The 26,226-nt window shown below is 44.5% G+C and carries 18 protein-coding genes; 6 read left to right on the top strand and 12 right to left on the bottom strand.

Annotated elements, in window-relative coordinates; genetic code table 11:
* Positions 1-74 precede the first annotated feature (74 nt).
* On the top strand, positions 75-1,199 hold the full coding sequence (locus GMA13_RS02345; RefSeq protein ID WP_255882603.1) for an exonuclease SbcCD subunit D: 1,125 nt from the start codon (positions 75-77) through the stop codon (positions 1,197-1,199).
* Positions 1,196-3,943, top strand: coding sequence for an AAA family ATPase (locus tag GMA13_RS02340; RefSeq protein WP_255882602.1), 2,748 nt, complete (start codon positions 1,196-1,198; stop codon positions 3,941-3,943). Before GMA13_RS02345 ends, GMA13_RS02340 begins: the two co-directional genes overlap by 4 nt.
* Before the next feature lie 53 nt (positions 3,944-3,996).
* Here GMA13_RS02340 and GMA13_RS02335 read toward each other — a convergent pair whose 3' ends face one another.
* The 7 genes from GMA13_RS02335 to GMA13_RS02305 all read right to left on the bottom strand — a co-directional run bounded on the left by GMA13_RS02335 (position 3,997) and on the right by GMA13_RS02305 (position 13,771).
* The gene (locus tag GMA13_RS02335; protein WP_255882601.1) at positions 3,997-5,505 is read right to left on the bottom strand and encodes a dockerin type I domain-containing protein; all 1,509 of its coding nucleotides are present in this window, start codon (positions 5,503-5,505) and stop codon (positions 3,997-3,999) included.
* Positions 5,506-5,723: 218 nt separating this feature from the next.
* A complete protein-coding gene (locus GMA13_RS02330; protein ID WP_255882600.1) occupies positions 5,724-7,748 on the bottom strand; it encodes a SpaH/EbpB family LPXTG-anchored major pilin in 2,025 nt (674 codons plus the stop codon).
* Between the two features lie 371 nt (positions 7,749-8,119).
* Positions 8,120-10,138 carry a bifunctional 4-hydroxy-3-methylbut-2-enyl diphosphate reductase/30S ribosomal protein S1 gene (locus GMA13_RS02325; protein ID WP_255882599.1) on the bottom strand — a complete coding sequence of 673 codons (2,019 nt, stop codon included), beginning with the start codon at positions 10,136-10,138 and terminating at the stop codon, positions 8,120-8,122.
* Between the two features lie 9 nt (positions 10,139-10,147).
* Positions 10,148-10,768: a 1-acyl-sn-glycerol-3-phosphate acyltransferase gene (locus GMA13_RS02320; RefSeq protein ID WP_255882598.1), complete on the bottom strand. Its 621-nt coding sequence runs from the start codon at positions 10,766-10,768 to the stop codon at positions 10,148-10,150.
* A gap of 167 nt (positions 10,769-10,935) precedes the next feature.
* Positions 10,936-11,613: a (d)CMP kinase gene (gene cmk / locus GMA13_RS02315; RefSeq protein ID WP_255882597.1), complete on the bottom strand. Its 678-nt coding sequence runs from the start codon at positions 11,611-11,613 to the stop codon at positions 10,936-10,938.
* Positions 11,614-11,631: 18 nt separating this feature from the next.
* On the bottom strand, positions 11,632-12,879 hold the full coding sequence (locus GMA13_RS02310) for an NAD(P)/FAD-dependent oxidoreductase (protein WP_255882596.1): 1,248 nt from the start codon (positions 12,877-12,879) through the stop codon (positions 11,632-11,634).
* Entirely contained in the window at positions 12,872-13,771 is a 900-nt protein-coding gene (locus GMA13_RS02305; RefSeq protein ID WP_255882595.1) for a MurR/RpiR family transcriptional regulator, read from the bottom strand. Before GMA13_RS02305 ends, GMA13_RS02310 begins: the two co-directional genes overlap by 8 nt.
* 404 nt (positions 13,772-14,175) lie before the next feature.
* On the opposite strand from GMA13_RS02305, the gene hisH reads away from it, so the two are divergent.
* Complete coding sequence (hisH, locus tag GMA13_RS02300; RefSeq protein WP_255882594.1) at positions 14,176-14,790, top strand: imidazole glycerol phosphate synthase subunit HisH; 615 nt, start codon at positions 14,176-14,178, stop codon at positions 14,788-14,790.
* A 17-nt stretch (positions 14,791-14,807) separates the two neighbouring features.
* Positions 14,808-15,563, top strand: coding sequence for an imidazole glycerol phosphate synthase subunit HisF (hisF, locus tag GMA13_RS02295; protein ID WP_255882593.1), 756 nt, complete (start codon positions 14,808-14,810; stop codon positions 15,561-15,563).
* A 216-nt stretch (positions 15,564-15,779) separates the two neighbouring features.
* Here hisF and pulA (GMA13_RS02290) read toward each other — a convergent pair whose 3' ends face one another.
* Complete coding sequence (pulA, locus tag GMA13_RS02290; RefSeq protein ID WP_255882592.1) at positions 15,780-18,842, bottom strand: type I pullulanase; 3,063 nt, start codon at positions 18,840-18,842, stop codon at positions 15,780-15,782.
* Between the two features lie 65 nt (positions 18,843-18,907).
* Positions 18,908-21,160 (bottom strand): type I pullulanase, encoded by a 2,253-nt coding sequence (gene pulA / locus GMA13_RS02285; RefSeq protein ID WP_255882591.1) that lies wholly within the window; start codon positions 21,158-21,160, stop codon positions 18,908-18,910.
* A gap of 381 nt (positions 21,161-21,541) precedes the next feature.
* On the opposite strand from pulA (GMA13_RS02285), the gene GMA13_RS02280 reads away from it, so the two are divergent.
* Both GMA13_RS02280 and GMA13_RS02275 read left to right on the top strand, forming a co-directional pair.
* Complete coding sequence (locus tag GMA13_RS02280; protein ID WP_255882590.1) at positions 21,542-22,378, top strand: CHAP domain-containing protein; 837 nt, start codon at positions 21,542-21,544, stop codon at positions 22,376-22,378.
* A gap of 5 nt (positions 22,379-22,383) precedes the next feature.
* A complete protein-coding gene (locus tag GMA13_RS02275) occupies positions 22,384-22,833 on the top strand; it encodes a phage holin family protein (protein WP_255882589.1) in 450 nt (149 codons plus the stop codon).
* 47 nt (positions 22,834-22,880) lie between these two features.
* On the opposite strand, the gene GMA13_RS02270 is transcribed toward GMA13_RS02275, so the two are convergent.
* The 3 genes from GMA13_RS02270 to era all read right to left on the bottom strand — a co-directional run bounded on the left by GMA13_RS02270 (position 22,881) and on the right by era (position 26,116).
* The gene (locus tag GMA13_RS02270; RefSeq protein ID WP_255882588.1) at positions 22,881-23,786 is read right to left on the bottom strand and encodes an alpha/beta hydrolase; all 906 of its coding nucleotides are present in this window, start codon (positions 23,784-23,786) and stop codon (positions 22,881-22,883) included.
* Positions 23,773-25,113 carry an HD domain-containing protein gene (locus GMA13_RS02265; protein WP_255882587.1) on the bottom strand — a complete coding sequence of 447 codons (1,341 nt, stop codon included), beginning with the start codon at positions 25,111-25,113 and terminating at the stop codon, positions 23,773-23,775. The genes GMA13_RS02270 and GMA13_RS02265 overlap by 14 nt, the downstream gene beginning before the upstream one ends.
* A gap of 91 nt (positions 25,114-25,204) precedes the next feature.
* Positions 25,205-26,116, bottom strand: a complete 912-nt coding sequence (era, locus tag GMA13_RS02260; protein ID WP_255882586.1) for a GTPase Era — start codon at positions 26,114-26,116, stop codon at positions 25,205-25,207.
* Between the last annotated feature and the right edge of the window lie 110 nt (positions 26,117-26,226).

The following is a 26,226-nucleotide window of genomic DNA, read 5'->3' as shown; positions in this document are numbered from 1 at the left end:
TTTCACTTTGCCGCAGGAAAATTTAATTGCAATGCAGTTTTTTGACGACATTGCTTAAAAAGGACGGTAAGACTATGAAACTAATACACACGGCAGACTGGCATTTAGGGAAAATAATTTTTTCCCACTCAATGCTTGAACTGCAAACAGAGTTTTTAGAGGACTTTTTAAAGCCGCTTATCATCTTGGAAAAGCCCGACGCCTTTGTGCTTGCAGGCGATATTTTCGACAGGAGCATTGCTCCGCCAGAGGCGATTCGGATGTTTGACGGCTTTATCGAATTTATCACAGAGTTGAACATTCCTCTGCTTTCGATAACAGGAAATCACGACGGCGCAGAGAGAATAACGCTTGGTGCGTCAATACTTAAGCAAAGCGGAATACACATTGCAACTGACATAAAAAACGCACTTGAGCCTGTTGTGCTTGAATCAGACGGCGAAAAATTTTGCTTTTACCTTATACCTCATTTTGACCCTCCTGCGGCAAGGGAGTTTTTTGGTGATGACAGTATAAGAGGCTTTGGCGAAAGCTACAAGGCTCTTACAGACAGAATATATAAGCAGCTTGACCGCAGATGCGTAAACATTGCAGTGTCGCACTGCTTTATGAGCGGCTGTACCGTAAGCGACTCGGAAAGTCCTGTGTATATCGGCGCAAGCGGAGAGGTAAGCGGCGACTTATTCTCCGGCTTTGACCTCACTTTGCTCGGTCATCTGCACAACGCACAAACAGCAGGCAAAAACGGATTTTATTCAGGCTCACCTCTTAAGTATTCATTCGGAGAACAGGGCAGCCAAAAGGGAGTGAATATCTTTGAAATAAGAAACGGCAAAACACAGCGCCGTTTTGTTCCGTTTACACCTTCGCTTGATATGAGGGTGATTTCAGGCGAGTTTGATAAGCTTTGCGAATACGGCAGAGAAAAGCCAAGTGACGATTACATTCATATTCACCTGACGGACAAAAAGCCAATTTTTATGCCGCTGCAAAGGCTGCGTGAGTTTTACCCGAATATTCTTGAAATGAGCAGTGAGCTTTTGGCGGCTCCGGGGGAAAATATTTCCGTACCGTCAAAGCGGAGCTTCGGCGAGAGTGTGGAGCTGTTCTGTGAATTTTCAAAGCAGATATGCGGCGTTGAGGCTGACGAAGAGGAAATAGAGCTGTTCAGAAAAATTGCGGAGGAGGCGCTAAGATGAAACCGCTAAAACTTGTAATGGAGGGGTTCGGCTCGTACATAAAGCGCACTGAGATTGATTTTACAGCTTTCGGTGACAATGCGCTGTTTTTAATAACAGGCAGTACAGGCGGCGGAAAGACCACTATACTTGACGCCATATGCTTTGCGCTGTACGGCAAGGCAACAGGCGGACTGCGAAGCTGGGAACAGATGAGAAGCATTGGCGCAGATGACAGCATACCCACCTGTGTTGATTTCACATTTTCACTTGGGCAGAAAAAATACCGATTTTTTCGCAGTCAAACCATTTACACAGGCAGACGTGACGGAGAAAGAAAAACAAGGGTTGAAAATGCCTGCTATGATTTATCCTATGGTGAGAAGCTGTTGAAAAGCGGAGCAGACAGAGGCGTTACGCTTCAAGCGCAAAGCTTGCTCGGACTTGACTGCGACCAGTTTTCACGAGTTATGATTTTGCCTCAGGGCGAATTCCGCCGCCTGCTTTTGTCGCCGTCAAGTGAAAAAGCAAAGCTGTTTGAAAAGCTGTTTGATTCACAGCAATGGTCAAGAATAACGGACTGTGCAACAGAAAAAGCCAAGGCTGTTGAGGAAGAGGCTCAAATACTTGTTGCTAACCGTCAGGCACTTTTAAGCTCCTGCGGCTGCGAAACAAGCTGTGAGCTTGAGGAAAAATCAGCTCTTGCCGCAGAAAGATACACAAAAGCAAAAAAGACGGCTGAAAAGCTTGACGCTCAGTTCAAATTAAAACAGGTTCAGTCACAAAAGCTGAAAAGACTCGACGAGCTGAAAGCCGCAGCAGAGAAAAGCCGCATTGCCCTTAACCGAGCAAATGAGGAGCAGAAAACGGCAATTGAGCTTTTTGCCGCCGCAGAAAAAAACAGCGAAGCTATAATCCCCTTGCGTGAGGAAATAAACCTTGAGCGTGAAAAGGCGCTTAAGCTTGACGAGTCGCTTAAAAAGCTTTCACAAATAACGCTTGCAAAAAAGGAGCTTAAGCAATGCGAGGAATCGCTTGATAAGGCTCAAATGCAGAAGGAAACGCTTGAACAGCAGGCTAAAGAAATTATAGGCAAAACAGCAATTGGAGAGGAATACATAACCACTGTTCGGCGTGAAATTGAGTCAATACCAAACGAGATAATCAAGCTTCAAACGCTGAACGAGATAAGTGAGAATTACAAATTGCTTGAAAACATAAAGCAAAAGCTTGAAGATGCCGAAAAGGAAGCCGAAATCAGCGTTAACGCATACAACAGCGTAATGCTTGAGCTTGAATTGCTCAGAGAAAGCGAAAAAGCGGTGGAAGAAAAATTGCAGGGCAATATGGCAGTTTATCTTTCCTCACAACTTGAAAGCGGCAAGCCCTGCCCTGTGTGCGGTTCAAGCTCTCACCCACACCCTGCAAAACCAATCGGCGAGGACGAACAGGGACTTGCAAGAAAGAAAAAGGAGCTTGCTCACCTTATCAAGGAAAAGGAGCAGTTATGTTCACAAAGGCTGAGATTTAAGTCGGAAAAAGCAGCGTTGTGTGACCAGCTAAAGCAGCAGCTAAACGAGCAACAGAGCAAGTGCGACAGCTACAACATTTATTACAAGACCTGTAAGCATGATTTGGATATGCAAAAAAGCAGGCTTTATGAGCTTAACGCAAAGAAAGCTAAGCTTCCGACCGCTGAAAGAAAGCTTGCCGCACTTAAAGCTCAGCTTGAGCAAAACAACAAAAGCTCAGCCGCATTGGCACAGGAAATTCTCTGTCTTGAAACTCAGAAAGCTCAATCTCAGGAGAGGATAAGCACTCTCTCGCAGTATCTCGGCAATCAAATTGAGGGTGAAAGCAAGCTTAAGTCAAGCCTTAATGCCGCAAGACAAAAAATAAACCTGCTCGAAAAGCAGGTGCAGGAAATTCAAAAAACGCATTCTGCGGCTAAAAGCCGCCTTGAGGTTGCCGCCGCACTGATTAGCGAAAGGAAACAGCAGCTTGACGAATATGAAAAGCAAAGGCTTGAAGCCGAGGAGCAATGCGCCGAATTTGAAATCAAGGACTATGAAAAAACGGCGGAGGAATGTAATGAGCTTGAACGCCGTCTAAAGCTTATGCTTGGTGAAAGCGGAGAGGCAAAAAGGGAAAGCGAGAGCCTTAAAAGCTCGCTTGAACAGATACAAAAACAGTTTGAAAAATCAAGAGAGGTAGAAAAGCTGTATTCAAACCTATGCCACCTTGCCGACATACTGAGAGGCAGCAACCCGATGAAGGTTCCAATAAAGATGTTTGTCCTTGGTATGATGCTTGAGGATATTTTACTTCAGGCGAATAAGTATTTTGTTATACTCAGCGACGGCAGATACAAGCTTGAAAAGGTTACACAGGAACAGGGCGGCAACTCACTGAGAGGACTTGACATTGAGGTTTTTGACGGCTCATACGGCGGCACAAGACCTGTTCACACTTTATCGGGCGGCGAGATGTTCTTGGCATCGCTGTCACTTGCGTTCGGACTTTCGGACGTTGTTCAGGGCTATTCGGGCGGCATAAGGCTTGACTCTATTTTCATTGACGAGGGCTTCGGCTCTCTTGACAGTGAAACGCTTGACACAGCTATGAAGGCACTTGACAGAATAAACCGTATGGGCAGAACCGTTGGTATAATCTCACACGTTTCACAACTCAGCGAAAAGATTGGTAACAAAATCATTGTAAGTTCTGACAACACAGGAAGCCACATTGGCGTGGCGGTGCAATAAAAAACGGCTGTGCTATCCTTTGCGGTAACACAGCCGATATTTATTTGTAATTATTAACCGAAAATAGTCATACGCTGAATTAAAATTGCGTCAATCATAGTTACTTTTTGGTCGCCGTTCATATCCGCCCTTGCAAGCACTGCTTCGTCAAGAGTTGACAACCCTATGGTATACTTTTGCAGCAAAATTGCGTCACGCATTGTTACTGTGCCGTTGCCGTCAATATCACCCTGAACTGCGGAGGGTACAAATGGCGAAAGTGAAATCTCTGATATTACGCCGGTTTCATTCGGGGTTTTCCTTACGTCGGCAAGGAAAACGCCGTCCCTCTCGGCAAAGCCGTACATCAAGCCTGTTGCAGTATCCGGCAGTGTATAAACTCTTTGGTCGTCGCTGCCGTCAAAGGCAATTGCGTTAACGCCGTTCGGAAGCGAGTAATAAATAACGTTTCCGATAAGCTCTAATCTGCTGAAATCACCTATAAAATAACCTGAGTGGTCAAGCGTTTGCCAATATACACCCGTCAGGGCGCTTGGTACCGTCTCCGCCTCGTTGGTAACAAGGTTTCTGCGTTCAAGGTAGGAATCGTTTTGTGAATCATAAGCAGCATAAACCGCCTCGTCGCCCATTACACAAATTTTTGAATCAACATCGTTCCAAAACCTGTTTGGGTAAGAGGTTTCGGAAATTGTGTCAGAGGTTGTCCAGGAGTAATGGTCGGACGCCTTAATTTCCTCGTCGGTACACAAAAAGCTTGAATGGCCGACATAGCCTACTTTGTCTGGAACAGGGTCGTCGTAGGTTAAGTCAATATGATATGTTTTGCCGCCTATATCAACAGTGTTCCAAACGTGGTTCATCTCTTCGCTGAGGGCATAGCCAACCTCAATTGACAGCCTGCTCATTACAGCCTTATACGCAAAGCTGTAGCCCTGGCAAACAGAGCGTTTGTTAACCAATGTGCCGTAGGCGTTGTAAACAAACGGTGACGGCTCTGCCTGTGAATCGTAAACCTCGGTTGCATATTCACTTTTTGAAACTATATAATCGTGAACATACAGCGCCTTTGCAAAGTCGGTACTCTGCGACTGCGCCAAAGCCACAATCTTATCAATCTCCGCATAAAATGGAGTAAAGTAATCGTCCTGTTCTTCGGCAGTGAAAAGATATTTTGGGTAAAAATCCACTACCTGACCGTCTGAGTACCGTGAATATGAAAAAGCGTTTGAAAGGTTAATAAGATCCGGGTTTTCGTTACGCACATAGCCTATAATAGTTGTCATTTCGTCAGCGTATATACCATACGCAGAAATATCAATAGATTCCTCAAAATTACGCACGCCTTTTACAATATCATCCACAGCGGACAAAACCTGCTGAGATAAATTGTCGGGCATCTTGGACGCAGCAAGAATATCGCCCGAAACGCTTGACGGCGCCCACTCAACACGGACTTTTGATATAATTTTATCAGAAGAAAGCGCAAGGGCGCTCGGCGCAGAAGCAAGCGCAACAGCCGCAGCCAATACAAAAGAGCTTATTTTAAGCAGTTTATTTTTCATATCTAATCACCTCTCTGAGTATACTCTAACATATTTAACAAGTTTTTTCAACACTTTGCGGTAATTTTATACATTGATTTTTCATTTGCAAGTTGCCCTGTTTACAAAAAGGCTATATAAACGGCTATACACAGAAGAAGCGCCGCAAATTCGGAAATTTGCGGCGCCTATTAATTTAAGCCAACAAAAGACTTATGTATTAATTTTAAACGCTTAAATTAAGCATTCTTTTTCTTTGACCTTTTGGATTCTACGAACATAAGCACTGAACCGCCAATAAGAATTAAGCCTGCAACGGTAAAGATGATTGTTCCTATTCCACCTGTCAAAGGAAGATCCGGTTGTTTTATGTTTACTACTGTGAAGTCGCCATCTGTCGAGTATGTTGTACTTGATACTACAAAGTCTATCGGACTTGTAAGAAGCTGATAACCGGTCTGTGTTTTTGTTTCAACAAGCTGATAACTACTTCCTTGTCTAAGACCTGCAATGAAAACCTTACCCTCTTCATTAGTCTTAACCGTTGCGTCTGCGTCGGTTACAGCTGCACCGGCGTCAGCAGTTATTGCAAGCTTGTAATAGCCGGGTTTATCGGTTTCTGGAGTTACTGCCATGTTATTGCCTGCATTATCCTTAAGCACAAACTCAACGTCCTGCATAACAGTGCCGTCTGTACTATTTTCAGCACGTTTGATTATGCTGTATCCGCCTGTTACAGTTTTTGCTGTACCCTCGTCGCTGCCTGCAACATCATACTGATTCGTATAGTCGATTTTAGCGGTATTTACAATATCAACATTTGCAACTGCGTTTTGGTTTATATCAGTTTCAATCTCAACAGCTACTGATTTAAGAGCGCCTGTTGCGGCGTCGTAAAGATCGGCAATGTTGTTTTTGAAATCAACGGTAATTACTTGTCCGGCTACTGTCGGTGTAACGCCGGTATACTCTGCATTATTAACCAAAATTTTTGCACTCTTATATGTAAGTTCTGCCGGGAGAGTATCGGTTATTTTATACTCCTTGTAGGTGCTTATATCAGCAGGAACAGTTGGAGTAATTGTCCATTTTACAGTTTCGCCTATTTCAGCGGTTACCTTATCAACAATTTTTGTAATTGTTGGTTTTGCTGAGTTGTCAATAGTTACATCAAATCCGGCATATTCAGGATTTGCTTGCATTCCGTCCCAATTCCACGTTCCAAACGGAATCCCGTATTCAGTACTTTGGTCTGTTGATAATGTTGTTGTGACACCCTTGACTATTTCAAAGGGCTGCTCCGGGGCAAGAGTCAACGTTTCTCCGTTAACTATAGCCGCCTTTGTCTCAACGAACACATATTTTCCGACCGGAAGACCGTCAACGGCAATTGTACCGTCCTCCTGAGCCATTACTACCGTGTCATATCTTGAGTCGGTATTGGTCTTTAACCCGTTTTGATATCCCTTTTGTATCGGAGCAACACCAACAACCGGAACACCTGTGTAATCCTTAACGTCACCTGATGTTGTCGGCGTTGTAGTGGTTACATCATAAAGTGTGAATTCAGGATACTGTGTAACCTTATCTGCATCTGTTATATCGGCAATATTTTTGTTGTTTATTGTTTTTGTAAGCTTGGCTGCACCGAGCGTTGTCAGGTTTTTAGGGTAAACATAAACGTTTGTCAGCCATGAGTCACTGTTACCGTAACCGGAAGTACCGCCGGGATTTCTCCCTTGGTCGGTCATCGGCAAATAAACGAGGAACGGAGCCGACTCGGTATCAACATAAACGGGCTTATCTGTCTCTTTAACATAATACAGACCTGCAACGTTTGTTGTAAGCGTAACCTTACCGTCGTCATTAGTTGTGCCGGAAATTTTTTGATCATCAGCAGCCGCATTATAAATCTCTTCAGCCTGAGCAATGGTTTTTGTGTTACCAATATCAGCAACCTTAACCATTGTAAACGTAACACCCTTTAGCGGCGTATAATCGGAATTATACGCACCGGGGTCATCATCTGTTGTACCGTAAAGTCCACTCGTGTTGCCTATAAACTGATCAGGATCATACCAGTTATAATAACTTCCATCGGACGGCGTTGGTCGGGCATATTTTGTAATATTCAGGGTATACGGACCTTCCGGCATCTGGTACTTTTCACCAACTGCAGAAGCTGACATTGCAAGCCCGGCAAACGCTGAAAAAGCCAACAACATAGCCAGAACTACGCTCGTGATTTTTTTTGTGATTTTCACTTTGGAATCATCCTCTCTGATTTTTAAAATTATATTTTAATTCCCACGAAAAATTAAAACCGTTGTGTGCCTTACAAGCTTTTGTAAGTGTTTTATACCTCTATTAAATTTATATCGTTATTATACCACCCTTACTGTATATTGTCAATATTCTTTTTTAACTCTTCTAAATATCTTTGTGCATATTAACAGCACACAAAAAATAGCCTGTAACAAGCCACAAATGCTGTTACAGGTTATTATATTGTATTTTACGAGCAAAATTTGACAACGCTTCGACGCACTTTTCAGCATTATCCCGATATATAACATAAGCCGAGCCGCCCAAACGGACAGCCCGGCTGTTATTTTGATAGATTAGCAATTTATAATTATTCAGCAGTTTCCTCAACGGGTGCTTCTGTTGTTGCAACAACCTCGTCAGCCTCATCAGCCTGCTCAGCCTTAGCGTCATCAAGAAGCGCTCTGATTGAAAGGCTTACTCTCTTCTTGTCAAAGTCGATTGCGGTAATCTTAGCATTAACAACCTGACCTACTGTCAGCTCATCCTGCGGCTTCTCAATTCTGCGGTCAGCAATCTGAGAAATGTGGATAAGGCCGTCAATACCCGGCAGAATTCTTGCGAATGCGCCGAAAGAAACCATACCTACAACCTGAGCCTCAACAACAGTGCCTACCGGGTAATCTCTCTTAAGAATCTCCCAAGGGTTGTCCTCGCTCTTCTTGTAGCCAAGAGAAATGTTGCCCTTCTCTGTGTCGATATCCTTAACGTAAACCTCAACTGTGTCGCCTATGTTTACAATCTCAGACGGATGCTTAATTCTACTCCAAGAAAGCTCGCTGATGTGAATCATACCGTCAACGCCGCCAATGTCAACAAATGCGCCGTATGATGTAAGAGATTTAACAACGCCGGTGTAAACCTTGCCAACCTCACAGTTCTTCCAGAACTCTTCCTTAATCTTGTCGCTTTCCTCCTTGAGGACAGATCTAATAGAGCCTACTGCTCTTCTTCTCTTAGCGTCAACATCAATAATTCTGAAGTTTACTTCCTTCTTAAGAAGGTCGTCAAGCGACTCGCCTCTTGTAAGCGTTGCCTGTGAAGCAGGAACAAAAATCTTCATTCCGTTTGAAGCAACAAGAACGCCGCCCTTGATAACGTCTGTTACAACGCCTGTAAGAATGTCATTTGACTCAGAAGCTGCAACAATTGTGTCCCAGCCCTTTAAAGCGTCAACACGCTTCTTTGAAAGCATAATAACACCCTCTTGGTCGTTGGTACGCATAATGAGCAAATCAAGAGTATCGCCAACCTTAACGAGATCCTCAATTTTTGCATTCGGATCATTTGTAAGCTCGTCGAACTTAACAACGCCGGCTTGCTTTCTGCCAACGTCAACAAAAACCTCGTTAGGGGTAATTCTCTCAACTACGCCCTGTACCCTCCCATCTGTATTTAAACTTTTGAGATTCTCCTCGAGCATCTCAGCAAAGTTGCTTTCTGCATTTTCGTTGTTTGTTTCACTGGAATTGTTTAAAATGTCTGTCATGTTATCCAGTACCTCCTTTATTATCCTTGCCGGCGCAGACGCACCGGCCGTTACGCCGATTCTTTTGGCAGATAAAACCATATGCGGCAAAATGTCGTCCTTGCCCTGTGCAAGCACGGTGTTTTCACAATAGCTTTTGCAAATGTTAAAAAGCTTGCAGGTGTTTGAGCTGTTGCGGTCACCGATGACAACCATAAAATCCGATTGCTGTGACAATTGCGCTGCCTCTGTCTGCCTATCAGTCGTAGCATTACATATTGTACCAAATAAAATCGAATTTGTATATACCTTTTTTATTGTTTTAGAACATTTTTCCCATAAATTTATGTCAAAAGTTGTTTGAGCGACAACTGAAATCGGTTTATTTTTCAAATAAGGAAATTTAACGGCAAGCGCCTCTATTTCTTCGGGTGATTTGACCGTGTGATTTTCACCCTTGCAGTGGTTCTGTATGCCAACTACCTCGGGGTGATTTTTGTCGCCGACAATCAAAACCACATCGCCAAGACCCGACCTTTCACGGACGGTTCTGTGAATTTTTGCAACAAACGGGCAGGTTGCGTCTGCATATTTAAGCCCAAGCTCATTTATCCTGTTGTACACCTGCGCACCAACTCCGTGCGAACGGATTACAACCGTTTCATCCTCTTTAACCTGCTCCGGTGTATCAACTATACGCACGCCCTTTTCGGCAAACTCACTTACCATTTGGGCGTTATGTATTATCGGTCCGAGAGTGCAGACATGCCCGTTATTTTCGACAAGCTTATAAACCATATTTACAGCTCTGTTTACGCCAAAGCAAAAGCCGGCTGTTTTTGCAAGCGTTATTTCAGTCACCTAATCACCTCAGAATTTATCCTTTTCACGAATTGCCGCTATTTTTTCGGCAAGCTTTTTTGTAGCCTCTCTAAGCTCTTTGCCGCTGCCCTGCGTAATACCGAGCTGTTCGCAGCTTATCGGGTCGCCGTAGGTTATTTTCACCTTGTTAAACATTTTCATTTTGCCGCCCTTTGCCGTTATGCAGGCAGGTATAATAGGCACGTTACACTGATAAGCAAGCATAACCGCACCTGCACGAAGCTTTAAAAGCTCGCCGTTTAAGCTTCTTTTGCCTTCCGGAAAAATGCCGAGAACTCTGCCGTCTAACAAAAGCTTCTGTGCGTTATTAATTGCCGTTTGGTCGCCTGTGCCACCACGGTGAACAGGAAAAGCACCCAGTGAGCGAATTAGGGCGGCAAAGAATTTGTTGCGGAAAAGCTCCTCCTTCGCCATAAAGTTTATTATACGCTTCTGCCCTATGCCCAAAAGCACCGGATCAGAGTAGGACTGGTGATTGCAGGCAACAATATAAGCGCCCTGCGGCGGTATGTTGTTTCTGTTTGTTATTTCGTATCTGTAAATCAGCTTGAATACAGGCGTACAAACCATCCTTGCAAGCTTAAAAATAAACGGTTTTTTCTCTTTCATTTTTTCTCCTCGCTAAGTGATATGTTATGTCGGATTTGCCAAAACTATTGTTCACGGCTTCCGTAAAAGGCAATGTCTAAAATTAACAACATTCAGTGAAATTTTGCCCTTTGCGCAAGTTAACGGCGGGCTTTGCGTTCAAGGCAGGTTGACTCTATGGTCATAAATCAAACATTCATCACAGCAATTCTGTCCTGAACAATAGATATTATCTTCTCAATTGATTGCTCCAAATCAAGCTGCGAGTTGTCAACAATCACGCTGTCCTCGGCAGGCTTAAGCGGCGCAATCTCACGGTGAGAATCCTGATAATCTCTTTCTTTTATAAGCCGCAAAACCTCGTCATAATCAACAGCCTCGCCCTTTTGCTCAAAATCCTTCAAACGTCTTTTTGCACGGCACTCCGGAGATGCTGTAAGGAAGATTTTAACCTCGGCATTCGGCAACACAACTGTGCCTATATCTCTGCCGTCCATTATCACGTTATTCGACTTTGCTAAAGCTCGCTGCATACCAAGCAGGTATTCCCTGACCATTGGTATTGCGGAAATCTCAGACGCCGCCGTACCCATTTGCGGTGTCCTTATCTTGTCAGACACATCCTGCCCGTTTAAGAACACCCTCTGCTCGCCGTCAATGAACTTAAGCTCGACACTGCTGTTTTCAAGATAGCGTTCAAGCTCGGCTTCATTGTGAATATCGACTCCGCCGACTGACGCACCGTAGCCGAGTGTTCTGTAAAGCGCACCGGTATCGACATATATAAAATTAAGGCGTTTTGCCGCCGTTTTTGCAATCGTGCTTTTTCCTGCACCGGCAGGTCCGTCTATAGCCACAGAAATCATATTCTCCTCCTATATATATTAAAAATCGTCAAGGACGCTGTTTTGTCCTGCAAGCGCACCGGTTGAGAATGCAATTTGCAGGTTGTAGCCGCCTGTGTAGGCGTCAACGTCGATAACCTCTCCTGCAAAGTACAAGCCGCCGATAAGCTTTGACTCCATTGTTTTCGGGTTTATCTCCTTGGTGTTTACGCCGCCTGAGGTTATTATAGCCTCGTCAATCGGACGGAAACGGTTTGGCACTACCTCAAAGCCCTTAATAAGCGTTGCCAACGCTGTGCGCTGTTGCTTTGTTATGCTGTTGCATTTCTCTGTCGGTGCTATTTTCGACCGCTCTATTATAACAGGAATCAGCTTTGAGGGCAAAAGCTTGCCGAGTGAATTTGCAAAATCTTTGTTGCAGAACTCGTCAAAATCACGCACAAGGCGTTTGTCGAGCGTGTCGATGTCAAGCGCAGGCTTTAAATCGACAGTAATGGTATAATCCGAAACCTCGCCCTTTTTCATATGTGATGACGCACTCAGCACAAGCGGACCGCTTATGCCAAAGTGAGTAAACAGCATTTCGCCCTGCTCTGAAAATACAGGCTTTTTGCCGTTTTTGAAATGAACGGAAAGGTTTACATTCTTAAGTGACAAGCCCTGAAGCCTTGCGCAGGTATTGCCCTTGCACTCCAACGGTACAAGTGACGGCTTTATCTCCTTTATAGTATGCCCTGCCTGCTTTGCAAGCATATAACCGTCGCCGTTTGAGCCTGTTTTGGGATATGACGCACCGCCGCAGGCTACAATTACGCTGTCACCCTTTATCTCCGTGCCGTCTGTAAGATAGACACCGCAGACTCTGTTATCAGCAATTATAAGGCTCTTAGCCTGCTTTTCATTCAGAATTTTACAGCCGTCCCGTTTTACCGTTCTCAGCAGAGCGTCAACAATGTCAGATGCCTTATCTGAGCTTGGAAAAACTCTGTTTCCTCTCTCGGTTTTAAGAGCAACTCCTGCACTTTCAAAAAAATCCATTGTATCGGCAGGAGTAAAGCTGTTTACGGCACTGTACAGAAATCTGCCGTTTGTCGGCGTTTTTGAAATTAAATTATCGGGAGATGAATTGTTGGTTACGTTGCATCTGCCCTTGCCGGTTATCATAACCTTGCGGCAAACCTTTTTATTTTTTTCAAGCAATATAACCCTTGCTCCGTTTTGTGCGGCAAAATGTGCCGCCATCATTCCAGAGGCCCCTGCACCTATAATGACAACGGTTTTACTCATTTTTTTCCTCGTTTTCATCGGCATATTTTGCAATTTCCGAGGTTTTAGCGTAAACGTCATATTTATCCCAGTAGGTTTCAAGACGCTGGAAGGTGCTCTCTACGCTTGCTTTTTTCGCCAACACAGTAGCGACAATAAGCGCATTTATAAGGCTAAGCGGCGCTACAAGGGAATCGACTATTGAAGCCATATCACTGCTTGCAAGCAAGACATAGTCGGCAGGAGCTACAAGCGGAGAAATCATACTGTCTGTTATCGCAATAACTGACGCATTTCTGTCTGATGCGAATTTCATTCCCTCAACCGCTGTCTTTGAATAGCGCGGAAAGCTGATGCCGATGATAGCGTCATTTTCGTTGATATGCAGAAGTTTTTCGTAAATTTCAATCTTGCTTGTAGTGCTGACAACCCGCACGTTACCAAAGATAAGGTCAAAGTAATATCCAAGGAAGTTGGCAAGAGCAGACGAACTGCGAACGGCGAATATATAGATATTCTCAGCCTCTACAATTGCCTTTACCGCCGCTTCAAAGTCATCGTGCGACACTTCTTCAATAGTGCGCTTAATCTTCTCTATATCCTGATTTAGCACGCTTTCAAGAATGTTATCCTCACCAAAGCGAGTGCTTGTTACCTCAATTCTCTGAACAGATGTCAGCTTGTCCTTGATAAGCTCCTGCATTGCCTTTTGAAGCTTTGGGTAGCCGTCATAGCCTATCTCAACAGCAAAGCGCACAACGGTTGACTCGCTTACTCCGACAGTTTCGCCAAGCCGTGACGCCGTCATAAACGCCGCCTTGTCGTAATGCTCCTCAATATATTGTGCAATACGCTTCTGTCCCTTTGACAGCTTGCTCCTCATATTTTCAATTTTTGCAAATAAATGCTCCATTTTTTCCACCTTGCAAAAGTAATATTAATATAATTATACATATTTAAGTTTAATACAAAAGCAAAAGAAAATCAAGCAAAAAGAGTGTAAACTTTCATACCAAGCTTGATTTAAGACAAAATTAAAGCATATTTTGGCTGCGTTTGTTAAAAAATGCAATTTGTGTTTGCAAGAGCTGCATTAGTATGATAAAATGAGCCTATTAGAAATCATAACCGCAGTATGCCTGCGGCAGACACTTACCTTTAGCAAGGGAGGCTATGTTCTGTTCGGGTTTTATCGGTGCAAGCGGAGCAGTCAAGACCGTTTACTGCAACATCGGTAATACTTGCTGGGGCTTTAACATTATTCTTTTTTCAAAGTAATTTATTTATTGCCGTTTGCGGCATTCGGAGGTTTTATATATGATTGGCATAATCGACTACGGTGCAGGTAATCTGCAAAGCGTATATAAGGCGCTGAAATTTATAGGCAGCGAATGTAAGATTGTTGACAGCCGAGAGGAGCTTTTTAAGTGCGGCAGCGCAATCCTGCCGGGCGTCGGCTCGTTTGCAGACGCTATGGACTGCATGGCAAAAAGCAGACTTGTTGAGGCTGTTAAGGACTACGCTCAGGGCGGCAACCCGTTCCTCGGAATTTGTCTGGGGCTGCACCTGCTTTTTTCGGAAAGCGAGGAAAGCCCGGGTGCAAAGGGACTCTCACTGCTTGACGGCAGCATAACAAAAATTCCAAACTCTGACGGCTCTTTAAAGATTCCGCATATGGGCTGGAACTCAATAAGCATAAAAAAACATAACGGCATTTTCAAGGGCGTTCCGGACGAAAGCTACGTTTACTTCGTTCACTCATATTATCTGACCGCCGCTGACAGCTCTATTGTAGCCGCAACAACAAACTACGGCACAAAGATTGACGCCGCTGTTGAGTGCGGCAACATTATAGCAACTCAGTTTCACCCTGAAAAAAGCGGCAGCGTTGGACTTAAGATGCTTGAAAATTTTGCAGCAATGACTAAATAAGATAAAGAGGTTTTTATATGTACGCAAAAAGAATTATACCGTGCCTTGACGTCAAGGACGGCAGAGTTGTAAAGGGAACGAGCTTTGTAAATCTGCGTGACGCAGGCGACCCTGTTGAAGCGGCTATTGCCTATGATAAGCAGGGAGCTGACGAGCTTGTGTTTCTCGACATAACCGCTTCAAGCGACTCAAGAGCGATTGTAACCGATATGGTAAGCGCTGTTGCAAACAGCATATTTATTCCGTTCACAGTTGGCGGCGGCATAAGGACAGTTGAGGATTTTACCGACATTTTAAGAGCAGGTGCCGACAAGGTGTCGGTAAACTCGGCGGCGGTTAAAAACCCTGATATTATAAACGAAGCGTCATACAAATTCGGCAGTCAATGTGTTGTATGCGCAATTGACGCTAAACGCACAAGCAGCAGTTGGGAGGTTTATATCAACGGCGGCAGAGTACCTGTCGGCATGGACGCAATAAAGTGGGCAATTGAAGCCGAAAAACGAGGAGCAGGCGAGATTTTGCTGACAAGTATGGACTGCGACGGACAAAAGCAGGGCTATGATTTGGAGCTTACAAGGGCGGTATCAGAAAGCGTAGGAATCCCTGTTATAGCTTCAGGCGGTGCAGGCGCACTTGAGCATTTTTATGATGCGTTTACAAAGGGAAAAGCAGACGCAGTGCTTGCGGCTTCGCTGTTCCATTTTGGTGAGATTCCGATTCCTCAGCTTAAGGAATACCTTGACGGAAAGGGTATCTCGGTGCGAAAATAAAACCATTAAAAGTTTTCGGCTCCCACTTGGGAGCCGATTTGTGTTTATTGCATTATAAGCAAATTTTGATTTTAACGCACAATAGCCAACCAGCCTAAAAAGCTTAGGCTATATAATAATTATCCAGCACCTGCAAAACAGGCTCATTGCTTTCGCAATGAGCCTGTTGTTATGCCTTATTTAGGTTAGCTTATTTAACTTTGAGTAAGCGGCGGATTATAATGCCGGCTTCTCTGTATAAACTGTGTACTCGCTTTCAGCCGCTCCCTTGTTTGGCTTTGCAACCTTCATAACTACCCACAAATCGCTATCTGCGTTTACGTTATCTGTTGTCTGGTTGCCGCTGCCATCGTTGATTATCCAGTTGTATACACCTGTTGTTGTATTAATCTGAATATCATACCAGCCGTCGCCGTCAGCATCTGACATCTGTGTGCCCGGCCATGCGCCAAGATAATCGCCTACACCGTCTTCCCACGAATAAAGGTTAGGAATCCATGTTTGACCTTCAAGCAGCTTAACGTGAACAAATCTCTTAACAGCGTTGAGCTTGTAAGCATATGTTACTGTCTTTTCGCCGTTTGAGTATACACCCTCAGCGTTTGCAGGAATCTTTGTTTCGTCAAGAACATAGAGCTTAACTGCAGGAGTTGATGTGGTGTATGCTTCGCCTGCACGGCCTCTGGTTGTAACAGAAGCTGCAATCTCTTCGCCTGTTTCTGTGTCAACATACTTAGTTGTAACAGAACCTACACCTGATACCGGCAGATTAAGAACAATCTTCTGATAAGAGATAGCGTCCTTAATGTTAACTACTCCGTCAAAGTTTACATCGGCAATTTTAATCTGCTCCTCTGTAAGACCAACCGGAATTTCCAAAGCGTGCTTCTGAACAAGCACTGCGTCCATAAGAGTTGCAGGGGTTTTACCGTCGCTGAGGCTGTAAGCCTTAAGTGTGTACGGAATGTATTTATACTCAACTGTCTGAGGCTCCTGCATAAATACGCCCTCTGCGTTATTCGGCACCGCCTCTAAGTCATAGTCGATTGCAAGAGTAGCGTCAGGCTGTGTTACATATTTCTTGTTACAATCGTCGGCAATTGTCATCTGTTTGAGAATTTCGCCTGTTGAAGCGTTGATGTGCTTAACAACAACTGTACCTGTGTCAGACTTCACGCCTGAGCTTTCATAGCTTGCCTTGTCAGCAAGAACATAAGATGTGTTTGCAGGAATTGTAATTTCTGCGCCTGTGTTGATTTCGCCAAGGCTGTTTACGCCTGCCTGCTCTCCGTTAACAAGAATTACCCAGTTCTGCGGCAGATTTTCGCCCGGAAGTGTAACAGTCTGAGCCTCGTCAGAGCTGTTGAAGATTACAGCAACATTCTTCCAGATTGCTGTATCGTCGTTGATTGTGTACGCAAGAACACCAACCGGAAGCTTAGCCGGTGAAACGTACTTAAGCTTGCTTTTTGCAACTGCTCCTGTTGCATCTCTGAACGGAGCATAAGCATCTCTGAGCTTAATCATACCCTTGTAGTAAGAAACAAGGTCTGCATAGTCAACAAGACGGTTCCAGTCGAGCTTGTTGATTTCAGGGCTTGATTTATAAGAGTTGTGGTCGCCGTACTTTGTTCTTGCGAACTCTTCACCTGCAAGAATAAACGGAACACCCTGTGATGTGTAAACAAGAGCCGCCGACATCTTGTTCATCTGAATAAGATCCTCATATCTGTTTGAATAAAGGTCAGTAAGCTCGCCCTTTACCGAAGCCACAAGTCTGTCATAAAGAGTGTGGTTATCGTGGCAGTCAACATATGTAACTGTCTGCTCAGGAGTCTGCGCCTTCCAGTTACCGCTTGTTGTGTTAGCCATTATACCTGCAAGCAGGCTGCCCATATTGCTCTTGTTAGCTTCCTGAAGGAAGCCCTTGCCTGTTGCCTCAAATACACTGCCCTTTGCAGCATCCCTGAACTGGTCGTTGAAGTAAGAAATTCTTGTGCTTAATGCGGCTGACTGAGTCTGGTTAGCCATTGCAGGATAGCTGTAAAGCTTATCAGAGCCTGTCATATTCCAGCCTTCGCCGTACATAATGAGGTCAGGGTTGATTGTGTCAAGACTTGCACGAATCTGGTTCATTGTTTCAACATCGTGAAGACCCATAAGGTCAAAACGGAAGCCGTCAATGTGGTACTCCTGTGCCCAATATGTAACAGAATCTATCATATACTTTCTATACATAGCACGCTCTGACGCTGTGTCGTTGCCGCAGCCGGAGTTATTAGCCCACTTGCCGCTGTTGTAAACTCTGTAATAGTAGTTAGGAACAGTTTTGTTGAAGAATGAGGTTTCGCCTTCGTGAGTATGGTTATAAACAACGTCCATAATAATGCCTATGCCTGCATTATGCAGAGCCATAACCATCTGCTTAACCTCGTTGATTCTTACGTTACCGTCATACGGGTTTGAAGAATAGGAGCCTTCCGGAACATTGTAGTTCTTCGGGTCGTAGCCCCAGTTAAACTGAGTTTGCGGGCCGTCCTCCTGAATTGAGCCGAAATCATAGAACGGGTTGATGTGAACATACTTAATGCCCATATCCTTGAGGTAGTCAACGCAGGTTGAAATTTTACCCTCACCGTTAAGAGTTGTGCCGCTTTCTGTGAAAGCAAGGTATCTGCCACGGTTAGCTTCGCTGACTCCTGAGCTTTTGTCATAAGAGAAGTCCTTAACGTGAATTTCCCAGATGTTTGCGTCTGTCTGGTTAGGAACGAGCTTATATGTATCGTTCTCCCAGCCCTTAGGGTCTGTGCTGTCAAGGTCAACAACCATGCTTCTGTTGCCGTTAACACCGGCAGCCTTAGCGTATATGTCGCCTGTTCCGCCGGTCTTTCCACCAATGGTGATTAAATACTGGTAGTAAACATTTTTCAGGTCCTTCTCAACTGTTACTGACCAAACGCCATTTGTCTCGTCAAAAGTCATCTCAAGAGTTTCTAAAACGTCTTTTACGCCGGCTTTCTTTGACTCGCTTGCAGAACCTGTTGCATAAAGTCTTACCATTGCCTTTGAAGCAGTAGGTGACCAAACCTTGAAGGTTGTTGCCGCAGGTGTATAGGTTGCGCCGAGGTCATTGCCTGTATACGCCTTCTGATCAAGCTTAGCGGCTTCGGTTGCATACTTATTGGTAACAGTTGCAGCCGATGCATTCATTGGGATTGCAACGGCAGTTGATATCATCATAGCTGACAAAGCCAAAGCAATCGCTTTTTTGAACTTCATATGAAATCCTCCTTTTAATAATTTACAACATTTATAACACTTTGCGTTCTCGCAAAGTAATTATCCTATTTCTTTTTGTTTTTGCGCCATCTTTTTACAAGATACGCAATGCCCAAACCTGTAATTACGGTGCCTATTGCTCCCATAATATACGGCATAGCCTGAGGCACTTTGTCGCCTTCGCTTTGTGCAACTTCCGTAGCAAGCTGTGTTGCGGTTACAGTATCAGGCAGAGAGTCAATGCTTGTTTTTTCTGCCTTAATTCCTGCCTTTTCAAAGCTTGCCTTGTCAACAAGAATCAAAGCCTCGCCTGCGTTTACCTTTACTGTGTCGCCCGAAATATCAGAAAGCTTTTCAACTCCTGCGCTTTCACCGTTTGCAACAACCACCCAATCCTTGGGGAGATTATCACCCTCAAGCTTAACCTCTTTTTCGCTGTCACCGCTGTTGAGAAGGCAGATAACCTTATCCCATTCATTCTCAGCGTCGGGGTTTTGGTACATATAGCCGAGCAGGTGCTTGTCGGTTTCGGTATAGAATAAAAGCCTGTCAATTGCCGAATTATCCTCGCAGGTAAACGGAGAATACGCCTTTCGCAAGCTGATAAGCCCTTTATAATACTTAACAAGGTCGCTGTATCTTGTCAGACTGCTCCAGTCAATCTGATTAAGCTCTACGCTCGACTTATAGGAGTTGTGGTCGCCGTCCTTTGAGCGAGCCATCTCCTCGCCTGCAAGCATAAACGATATTCCCTGAGCAGTAAGCACTGCTGTGGCGGCAAGCTTGTTCATACCAACAAGCTTTTCGTCCCTTGCACGGTAGTCAGCGTCAGTGCCAAGCACAGACGCAACAAGCTTATCGTAAAGAGTCATATTATCATGGCAGGAAGTGTAGGTTACGGTCTGGCTCGGCTGCTTTGCCCAGTCGCTTGTAGCCGCCGCTATGCCGCCCTTGACGTTCACCCTTGAGCCCATGCCCTGAACAAAGCCACCCTCGGTTGGGTTGAAGTTACTGCCCTTAAGCCCATCTCTTATTCCGTCATTAAATGCGGCAATCCTTGTGCTGAGCTTGTTCATATTGCCCTGTGTGGCTAAAATTGCGTCGGTGCTTGTTGAAAGCTGCCACGCCTCGCCGTACATCAGTATCTTCTCGCCGTTTTCAAGGGTGTCAAGAGCCTCTCTGATTTGGTTCATCGTGTCAACATCATGCAGACCCATAAGGTCAAAGCGGAAGCCGTCAATGTGATATTCCTGTGCCCAATACTTAACGGAATCCACCATATATTTGCGGTACATTGCACGTTCCGAGGCTGTGTCGTTACCGCAGCCGGAGCCGTTTGCAAGGCTGCCGTCCTCATTATGTCTGAAATAATAGCCGGGAACTGTTTTGTCAAAGCAACTGTCGGCGGCATCGAAAACATGGTTATATACAACGTCCATAACAACGCCGATTCCCGCCTTGTGAAGAGCCTGTATCATAGCCTTGGCTTCCTTTATTCTGACATTGCCGTCATACGGGTTTGTGGAATAAGAGCCTTCGGGTACATTATAATTCACAGGGTCATAGCCCCAGTTGAACTGGGTTTCGTCACCGCTCGCCTCGTCAACCGAGCCGTAATCGTAAAACGGATTTATATGAACGTAATTTACGCCTAAGTCCTTAAGGTAGTCAACGCAGGTCTTGATTACGCCCTCGTTATTTAGTGTTGTGCCTGTTTCTGTAAAAGCAAGGTATTTGCCCCTGTTTTGCTCGCTTACACCGGAGCTTGCGCTTGATGAAAAGTCCTTTACGTGAACCTCCCAGATAACAGCGTCCGTCTGTTTGTCAACACGGTTAAAGCTGTCGCTTTCCCAGCCGTCCGGATTAGTCTGCGACAAGTCGCACACCATTGAACGCACACCGTTTACACCTGCCGCCTTAGCGTTAACATCGCCTGTTTCCTGTGTTTTGCCGTTAGCGGTAACCAGGTAGGTGTAATAACTTCCTGCAAGATTGCCTTTTGCTGTTACAGACCAGACGCCGTTTGAGCTGTCATAATCCATTTCGTGCTGAGCAATAAGCTTTGCGTTCGGTTCATCATCACTGCCGGTTGAATAAAGCTTAAGCTCTACCTTTTCAGCAGTAGGCGCCCAAACCTTGAAAGACGTACTCTCTTTTGAGTATACAGCGCCCAAATCGTCGCCTGAATACGCAAGCGAATCAAGCTGAACATATGATTTTGTAAGGTTAGTCTGCGCATCAGCGTTTAAAGCAGATGCGACCGGTGAAAAAGCAAGCAGCATTGAAAGCACCCCGGCTGTTATAAATTTCTTTTTCATAGTATTCCTCTGAAGATACATTTTTAAAAATATAAGTATTCATAATTTATTTAATTTTAACATTTTTTATTGTCAGCTTTTTTCCGAAGAGGAATTATCCATCGGTCACAGAATAGAAAACCTCGGCTATAATTTGTTGGTATTGCACAAATTCATTTTTTGACATTTTATAAGCATACAATCATTTTACAAATTATTTGTTTTGTCGATACTGCTTGTTTGTTTTAGTAAAAGCATCACTTGCTGTTTCTAAACGTGAACACCACCGACGAACCCCTTGCGTATATCGAACATTTGTTCTATAATAATTACAGGAGAATTTACTGCACACAAAAAGGAGAAACAGCATATAACATAATGAGAGGAGTATCAAACGTAACTATGGCTAATATCAGAGAAAAATTTGTTTCGGCGGCGGCAGGCTATATCGGCTATGACTGCACGCTGTTCAACAGCTACTTTGGCGCTCCGCGAGGTACGCCTTGGTGTGCTGAATTTGTATCAAAATGCGCATCTGACGTAGGTGCGATTGGCAAGTGTATTGTCAAAACAGCAGGAGCTGGCTCAATTGCTCGTGAGGGTGTTGCCAAAGGCTTTGGCAAATGGCTTGAGGGTCACTTAACAGTGCCGATTCCGGGTGACATAATCTCGTTTTGCTGGAACGGCAAGGGAAGCTATCTTGCCGAGGGGCAGGATAAGTATTTCAGCGACCATGTGTCGATTGTGGAGTACGTCAAGAATGGCTTAATTCACACAATTGAAGGCAACGCAAACGGGTCAAACACAAGCTCAACAGTCTGCCGCAAAACGCACAAGCTTTACGGCAATACAATTAACGGCTACTTCCGACCCAACTGGAGCTTAGCCGACAAGAGCTACAAGGAAAACGGAGATGATGAAATGAATTTTAAATTCGGTGACAGAAGTGACGGAGTGCTTGCATACAAGTCATTAATTTTGCTTGCAAACAAGCTTGATATTTTAAAAAGTAAGGTGGACAAGTCAAACAGCTTTGGCGACGGCACACAGGCGGCAACGCTTGAAATTCAGAAAAAGTTCGGCTTGCAGCAGGACAAAATTGCAGGCGTAAAAACGATAACTGCGCTGAGAAACGCTGTTATTGACGCACTTACAAAAGTAATTGCGAAAAAAACTGACAGAAACGCCGTTCTGACAGAGGCAGCTTCGGCTGTTAACGACCTTAAGGTAAAGGCGTGAGTGGTGTGAAGGAGAACATTATATCCACAGTACTTTCGGCAGTAGTTGCAGGAGTCAGCGCATATTTTAAGGTTATTTCCATTCCGCTTATTGTTTTGCTCACGGTAATGCTTATTGATTACCTTACAGGTATGGCAGCAGCATTCTTTAAAGCGGAGCTTTCAAGCAAGAAGGGCATCAAGGGCATAATCAAAAAGATTGGTTACCTTGCCCTTGTATGCGTTGGAATCGGAGTTGACTTTATCATTCGCTTTTGCTTTGAGCAAATCGGGATACCGCTTGAAATCGGTATGCTGTTCGGCTTGATAATCACAGTATGGCTGATTATCAACGAGCTGTTATCCATTCTTGAAAATGTAGGAAGAATAGGAGTTCCTGTTCCGAAAACACTGAGCAAAATAATAAACAAGCTCAAGCTTGCGGTTGAACGCAAGGCAGATAACAACACAAAGTAAAGCTTAATAAAATACACAACCCCCGATTCGGTCAATCTGTTTCAGACCTAATCGGGGGTATTTTTTTGACCTTTATAAAATCTGCAAAGCTCACATATAACCTCTTTTGACTGCTCCAAGAATGGGTCGGCAACAGCAAAAACGTGTGGAAGCTTTTTACCGCCGTGTGCCTTGTCATAGTCGCAAAGCGTGAAGCTGACATTGTTTGAGCGAAGAATATCGGCAAGTATATACGATTGCTTATGCAAGAAATCGCCTGCCGAGGTAACTATATAAAACGGCGGAAGATTGGCGCTTGCGGCGTTATTGAAATTCATATACTTATAGAATCGGCTATGCCTGTGCCGTTTGCCGAGAAGCAACGGCAAATTAACATAAAGCAGAAAATTGCGACACAAAAGATTTACCGCAGGCGAAATTGCTCCGACTGCCGCTATTTTAAATTCAGGCGGCTGCACGCAAAACTCCTCTTGGAGCTTTTCATCAACCGTTATTGCAGCTGTCAAACAGGCAAGCTGAGCACCTGCTGAATCTCCAAGCAGGAAAACACTGCTAATATCGGCAGGATATGAATTAAGGTTTTCGCAAGTCCAGTTAAGAGCTGCAAAAATGTCCTCTATCTGGTGATGAATCAAATGCTTGCCGACATAACGGTAATTGATTGATACAACGACAAAGCCTCGTTTTGCAATCTTTATACAAAAGTTGCGGTTTACCTCTTTACTGCCGTATATCCAACCGCCACCGTGAATGTCAATTATCACAGGCAGAGGCTTTGCGGTGTTTTCAGGATAATATATGTCGAGCATATGCTCGCTTAAAGAATCCGAACAGTACGGCAAATCGAAAACCTGAACTACTCCGCTGTCCGGAGTTTGTGCAGCTATTCTTCGTGCGTCAGATATTGAAATAAACTTCCAATACAGTTTGAGTAATGGCTTATAGATATTCATAATTCACCGCCTGTATAAGAACCTGTCTTTCGTTTTCAAGCTTTCCGTCAATTACAAGGTCGAGCAGATGTTCAAGAATTTCGCCTACTCCCCTGCCCTGCTTTATTCCCAATTTAATAATATCGCTGCCGTTAATTTCAAGCTGAGATACATACACGCAGGCGTTTTCATCAATCAGCCGCCTTGCAATTTCAGCGCACTGCAAAACACGCTCAAGGCGCTTTGCTTTTTCAGCGCCGTTTTGTGCTGTGATGTCGGCGTAGCGAATTTCACTGAAAATCAATAGAGCATTCTCCCTGCCGATTTTCCTCATAAGTCTTTTTACTTCGCTCTCGCATGGGGCACAGGCATAATCATGATATTCAATAAGTATCTCAAGCTGTGATATAAGCCTTGACGGAGCTTTGAGCTTTTTCATTATTTCCCGGGCAATAGACGCACTGAGCCTTGCATGGCTGTAAAACACCTGATTGCCGTCAGAGTCAAGCGTATTACACTGCGGCTTTGCTATATCGTGCAAAAGCATAGCAAGGCGAAGTTCAGGCTTTGGCGAAACAGAATCGACCGCCCTTGCCGTATGCTCAAGCAGAGTTTGCCGATGATTTTCGCCGGATAAATATAAATTTCGACACTCCAAAAGCACAGGGATAAACTCGCCGAACACATCGCAAAAGCTTAAAAGAATATTCCCTGCCGCTTTGCCGCATACAAGCTTTGAAAGCTCTGCAAATATTCGCTCGGCGGCTATTTTCTTCAAAAGGTGCTTGCTTCGGTGGATTGAAGCGGCGGTTTTCGCTTCAATTGAAAAACCGTACACAGCGGCAAAGCGCAGTGCTCTGAGTATACGCAATGCATCCTCGGAAAAGCGTTTGTCGGGGTTGCCCACACAGCGGATAATTTTGTTTTTAATATCCGCCTTGCCGCCGAACAGATCAACCACTCCCGTTTTATCACTGTAAGCCATAGCGTTTACGGTAAAGTCACGGCGCATTAAATCTGTATCAAGGCTTACCCCAAAGCTTACGCTTTCGGGTCGGCGGCAGTCAAGGTATTCGCCGTCACTGCGGTATGAAGTCACCTCAATTTTTTCGCCGTCTATAATAACCGCAACAGTACCGTGCTTAATTCCGTTATCAACCGTTTTACACTCGGCAAACACTCTTTTTATCTCATATGGCAGTGCGTTTGTTGTAACGTCAAAATCCTTTGGCTTAATTCCAATCAGGCAGTCACGCACACAGCCGCCAACTGCATAGGCGTCAAAGCCGTTATCGTTAAGCATATCTAAAATCAGCTTACAGCCGTTTGACAGGTTTATGGTGTTCACCTCCGGTTATTGCCGCTGCTGGGCTATTTGAATTAAAGGTATTATTTCATATGTACAGCGAGGTTTAACTTTACTGCAATTTAACCTGTATTTACTGAAAATCGTTGTCGTCAAAGCCGAGCGAACGCAGAATGTTCTCCCTGTTGCGCCAATCCTCCTTGACCTTGACCCACAACCTGAGATTCACCTTGCAATCGAAAAATCTCTCCATGTCCTGTCTTGCAAAGCTTCCAACCTTCTTTAACATACTTCCGCCTTTGCCGATTACTATGCCCTTGTGACTGTCACGCTCACAGTAAATCGTTGCGTCTATGTCAAGTATGCCGCTGTTCTCTCGTGTTTTCATACGCTCAACAGCAACAGCCGTTCCGTGCGGAATTTCTTTATCAAGCAAGCGCAAAAGCTTTTCTCTGATTATCTCGCCTGCAAGAACACGCTCCGGCTGGTCTGTCAGAGTGTCATCGTCAAAGAAGTGTCCTCCCTCCATTGCAAGGGATTTAAGCTCGTCCTTTAAGTCCTCAATTCCGCTTCCCGTCTGAGCCGAAACAGGCACAACCGCAGTGAAGTCACATTCCTGTGAGTACGCAGATATAACGGATATAATATCGTCCTTGTTTTTCAGTGTATCAACCTTATTGAGCGCAAGCACAACCGGCAAATCGAGCTTTTTCGCCTTTTCAATAAGCTCAAGCTCGGTATCTCCCGGTGTTCTGTCGCACTCGGCTACAAGCAGAACAGCGTCAACGCCTGCAACGGACTCGTTCACAGAGCGAACCATATATTTGCCAAGCTCTGTTTTCGGCTTGTGCATTCCGGGCGTATCTATAAAAACAAGCTGAGTTTCACCCTCGGTTAAAACACCCATAATTCTGTTTCTGGTTGTCTGCGGCTTATGCGAAACAATCGCTATCTTCTGTCCCAAAAACCTGTTAAGTATTGAGCTTTTGCCGACATTCGGTCTGCCTATTATGGCGATAAACGCCGATTTTTCGTTCTGATTCATACTGTTCTCCCATTTGGTTATTTTTGTTTTATTCTATCACAGTTTTTGCACATAAACAAGTACAGTAAGCTTTACAGCACAGAGTGATTAAGCCAAAAATAAAAACTGTG

Origin of the sequence: Ruminococcus sp. zg-924 (assembly GCF_024433635.1) — a bacterium.
Classification (GTDB): Bacteria; Bacillota; Clostridia; order Oscillospirales; family Acutalibacteraceae; genus UBA7067.
Note: the sequence above shows the minus strand (reverse complement) of the source record. Positions and strands in the feature narration are given on the sequence as shown.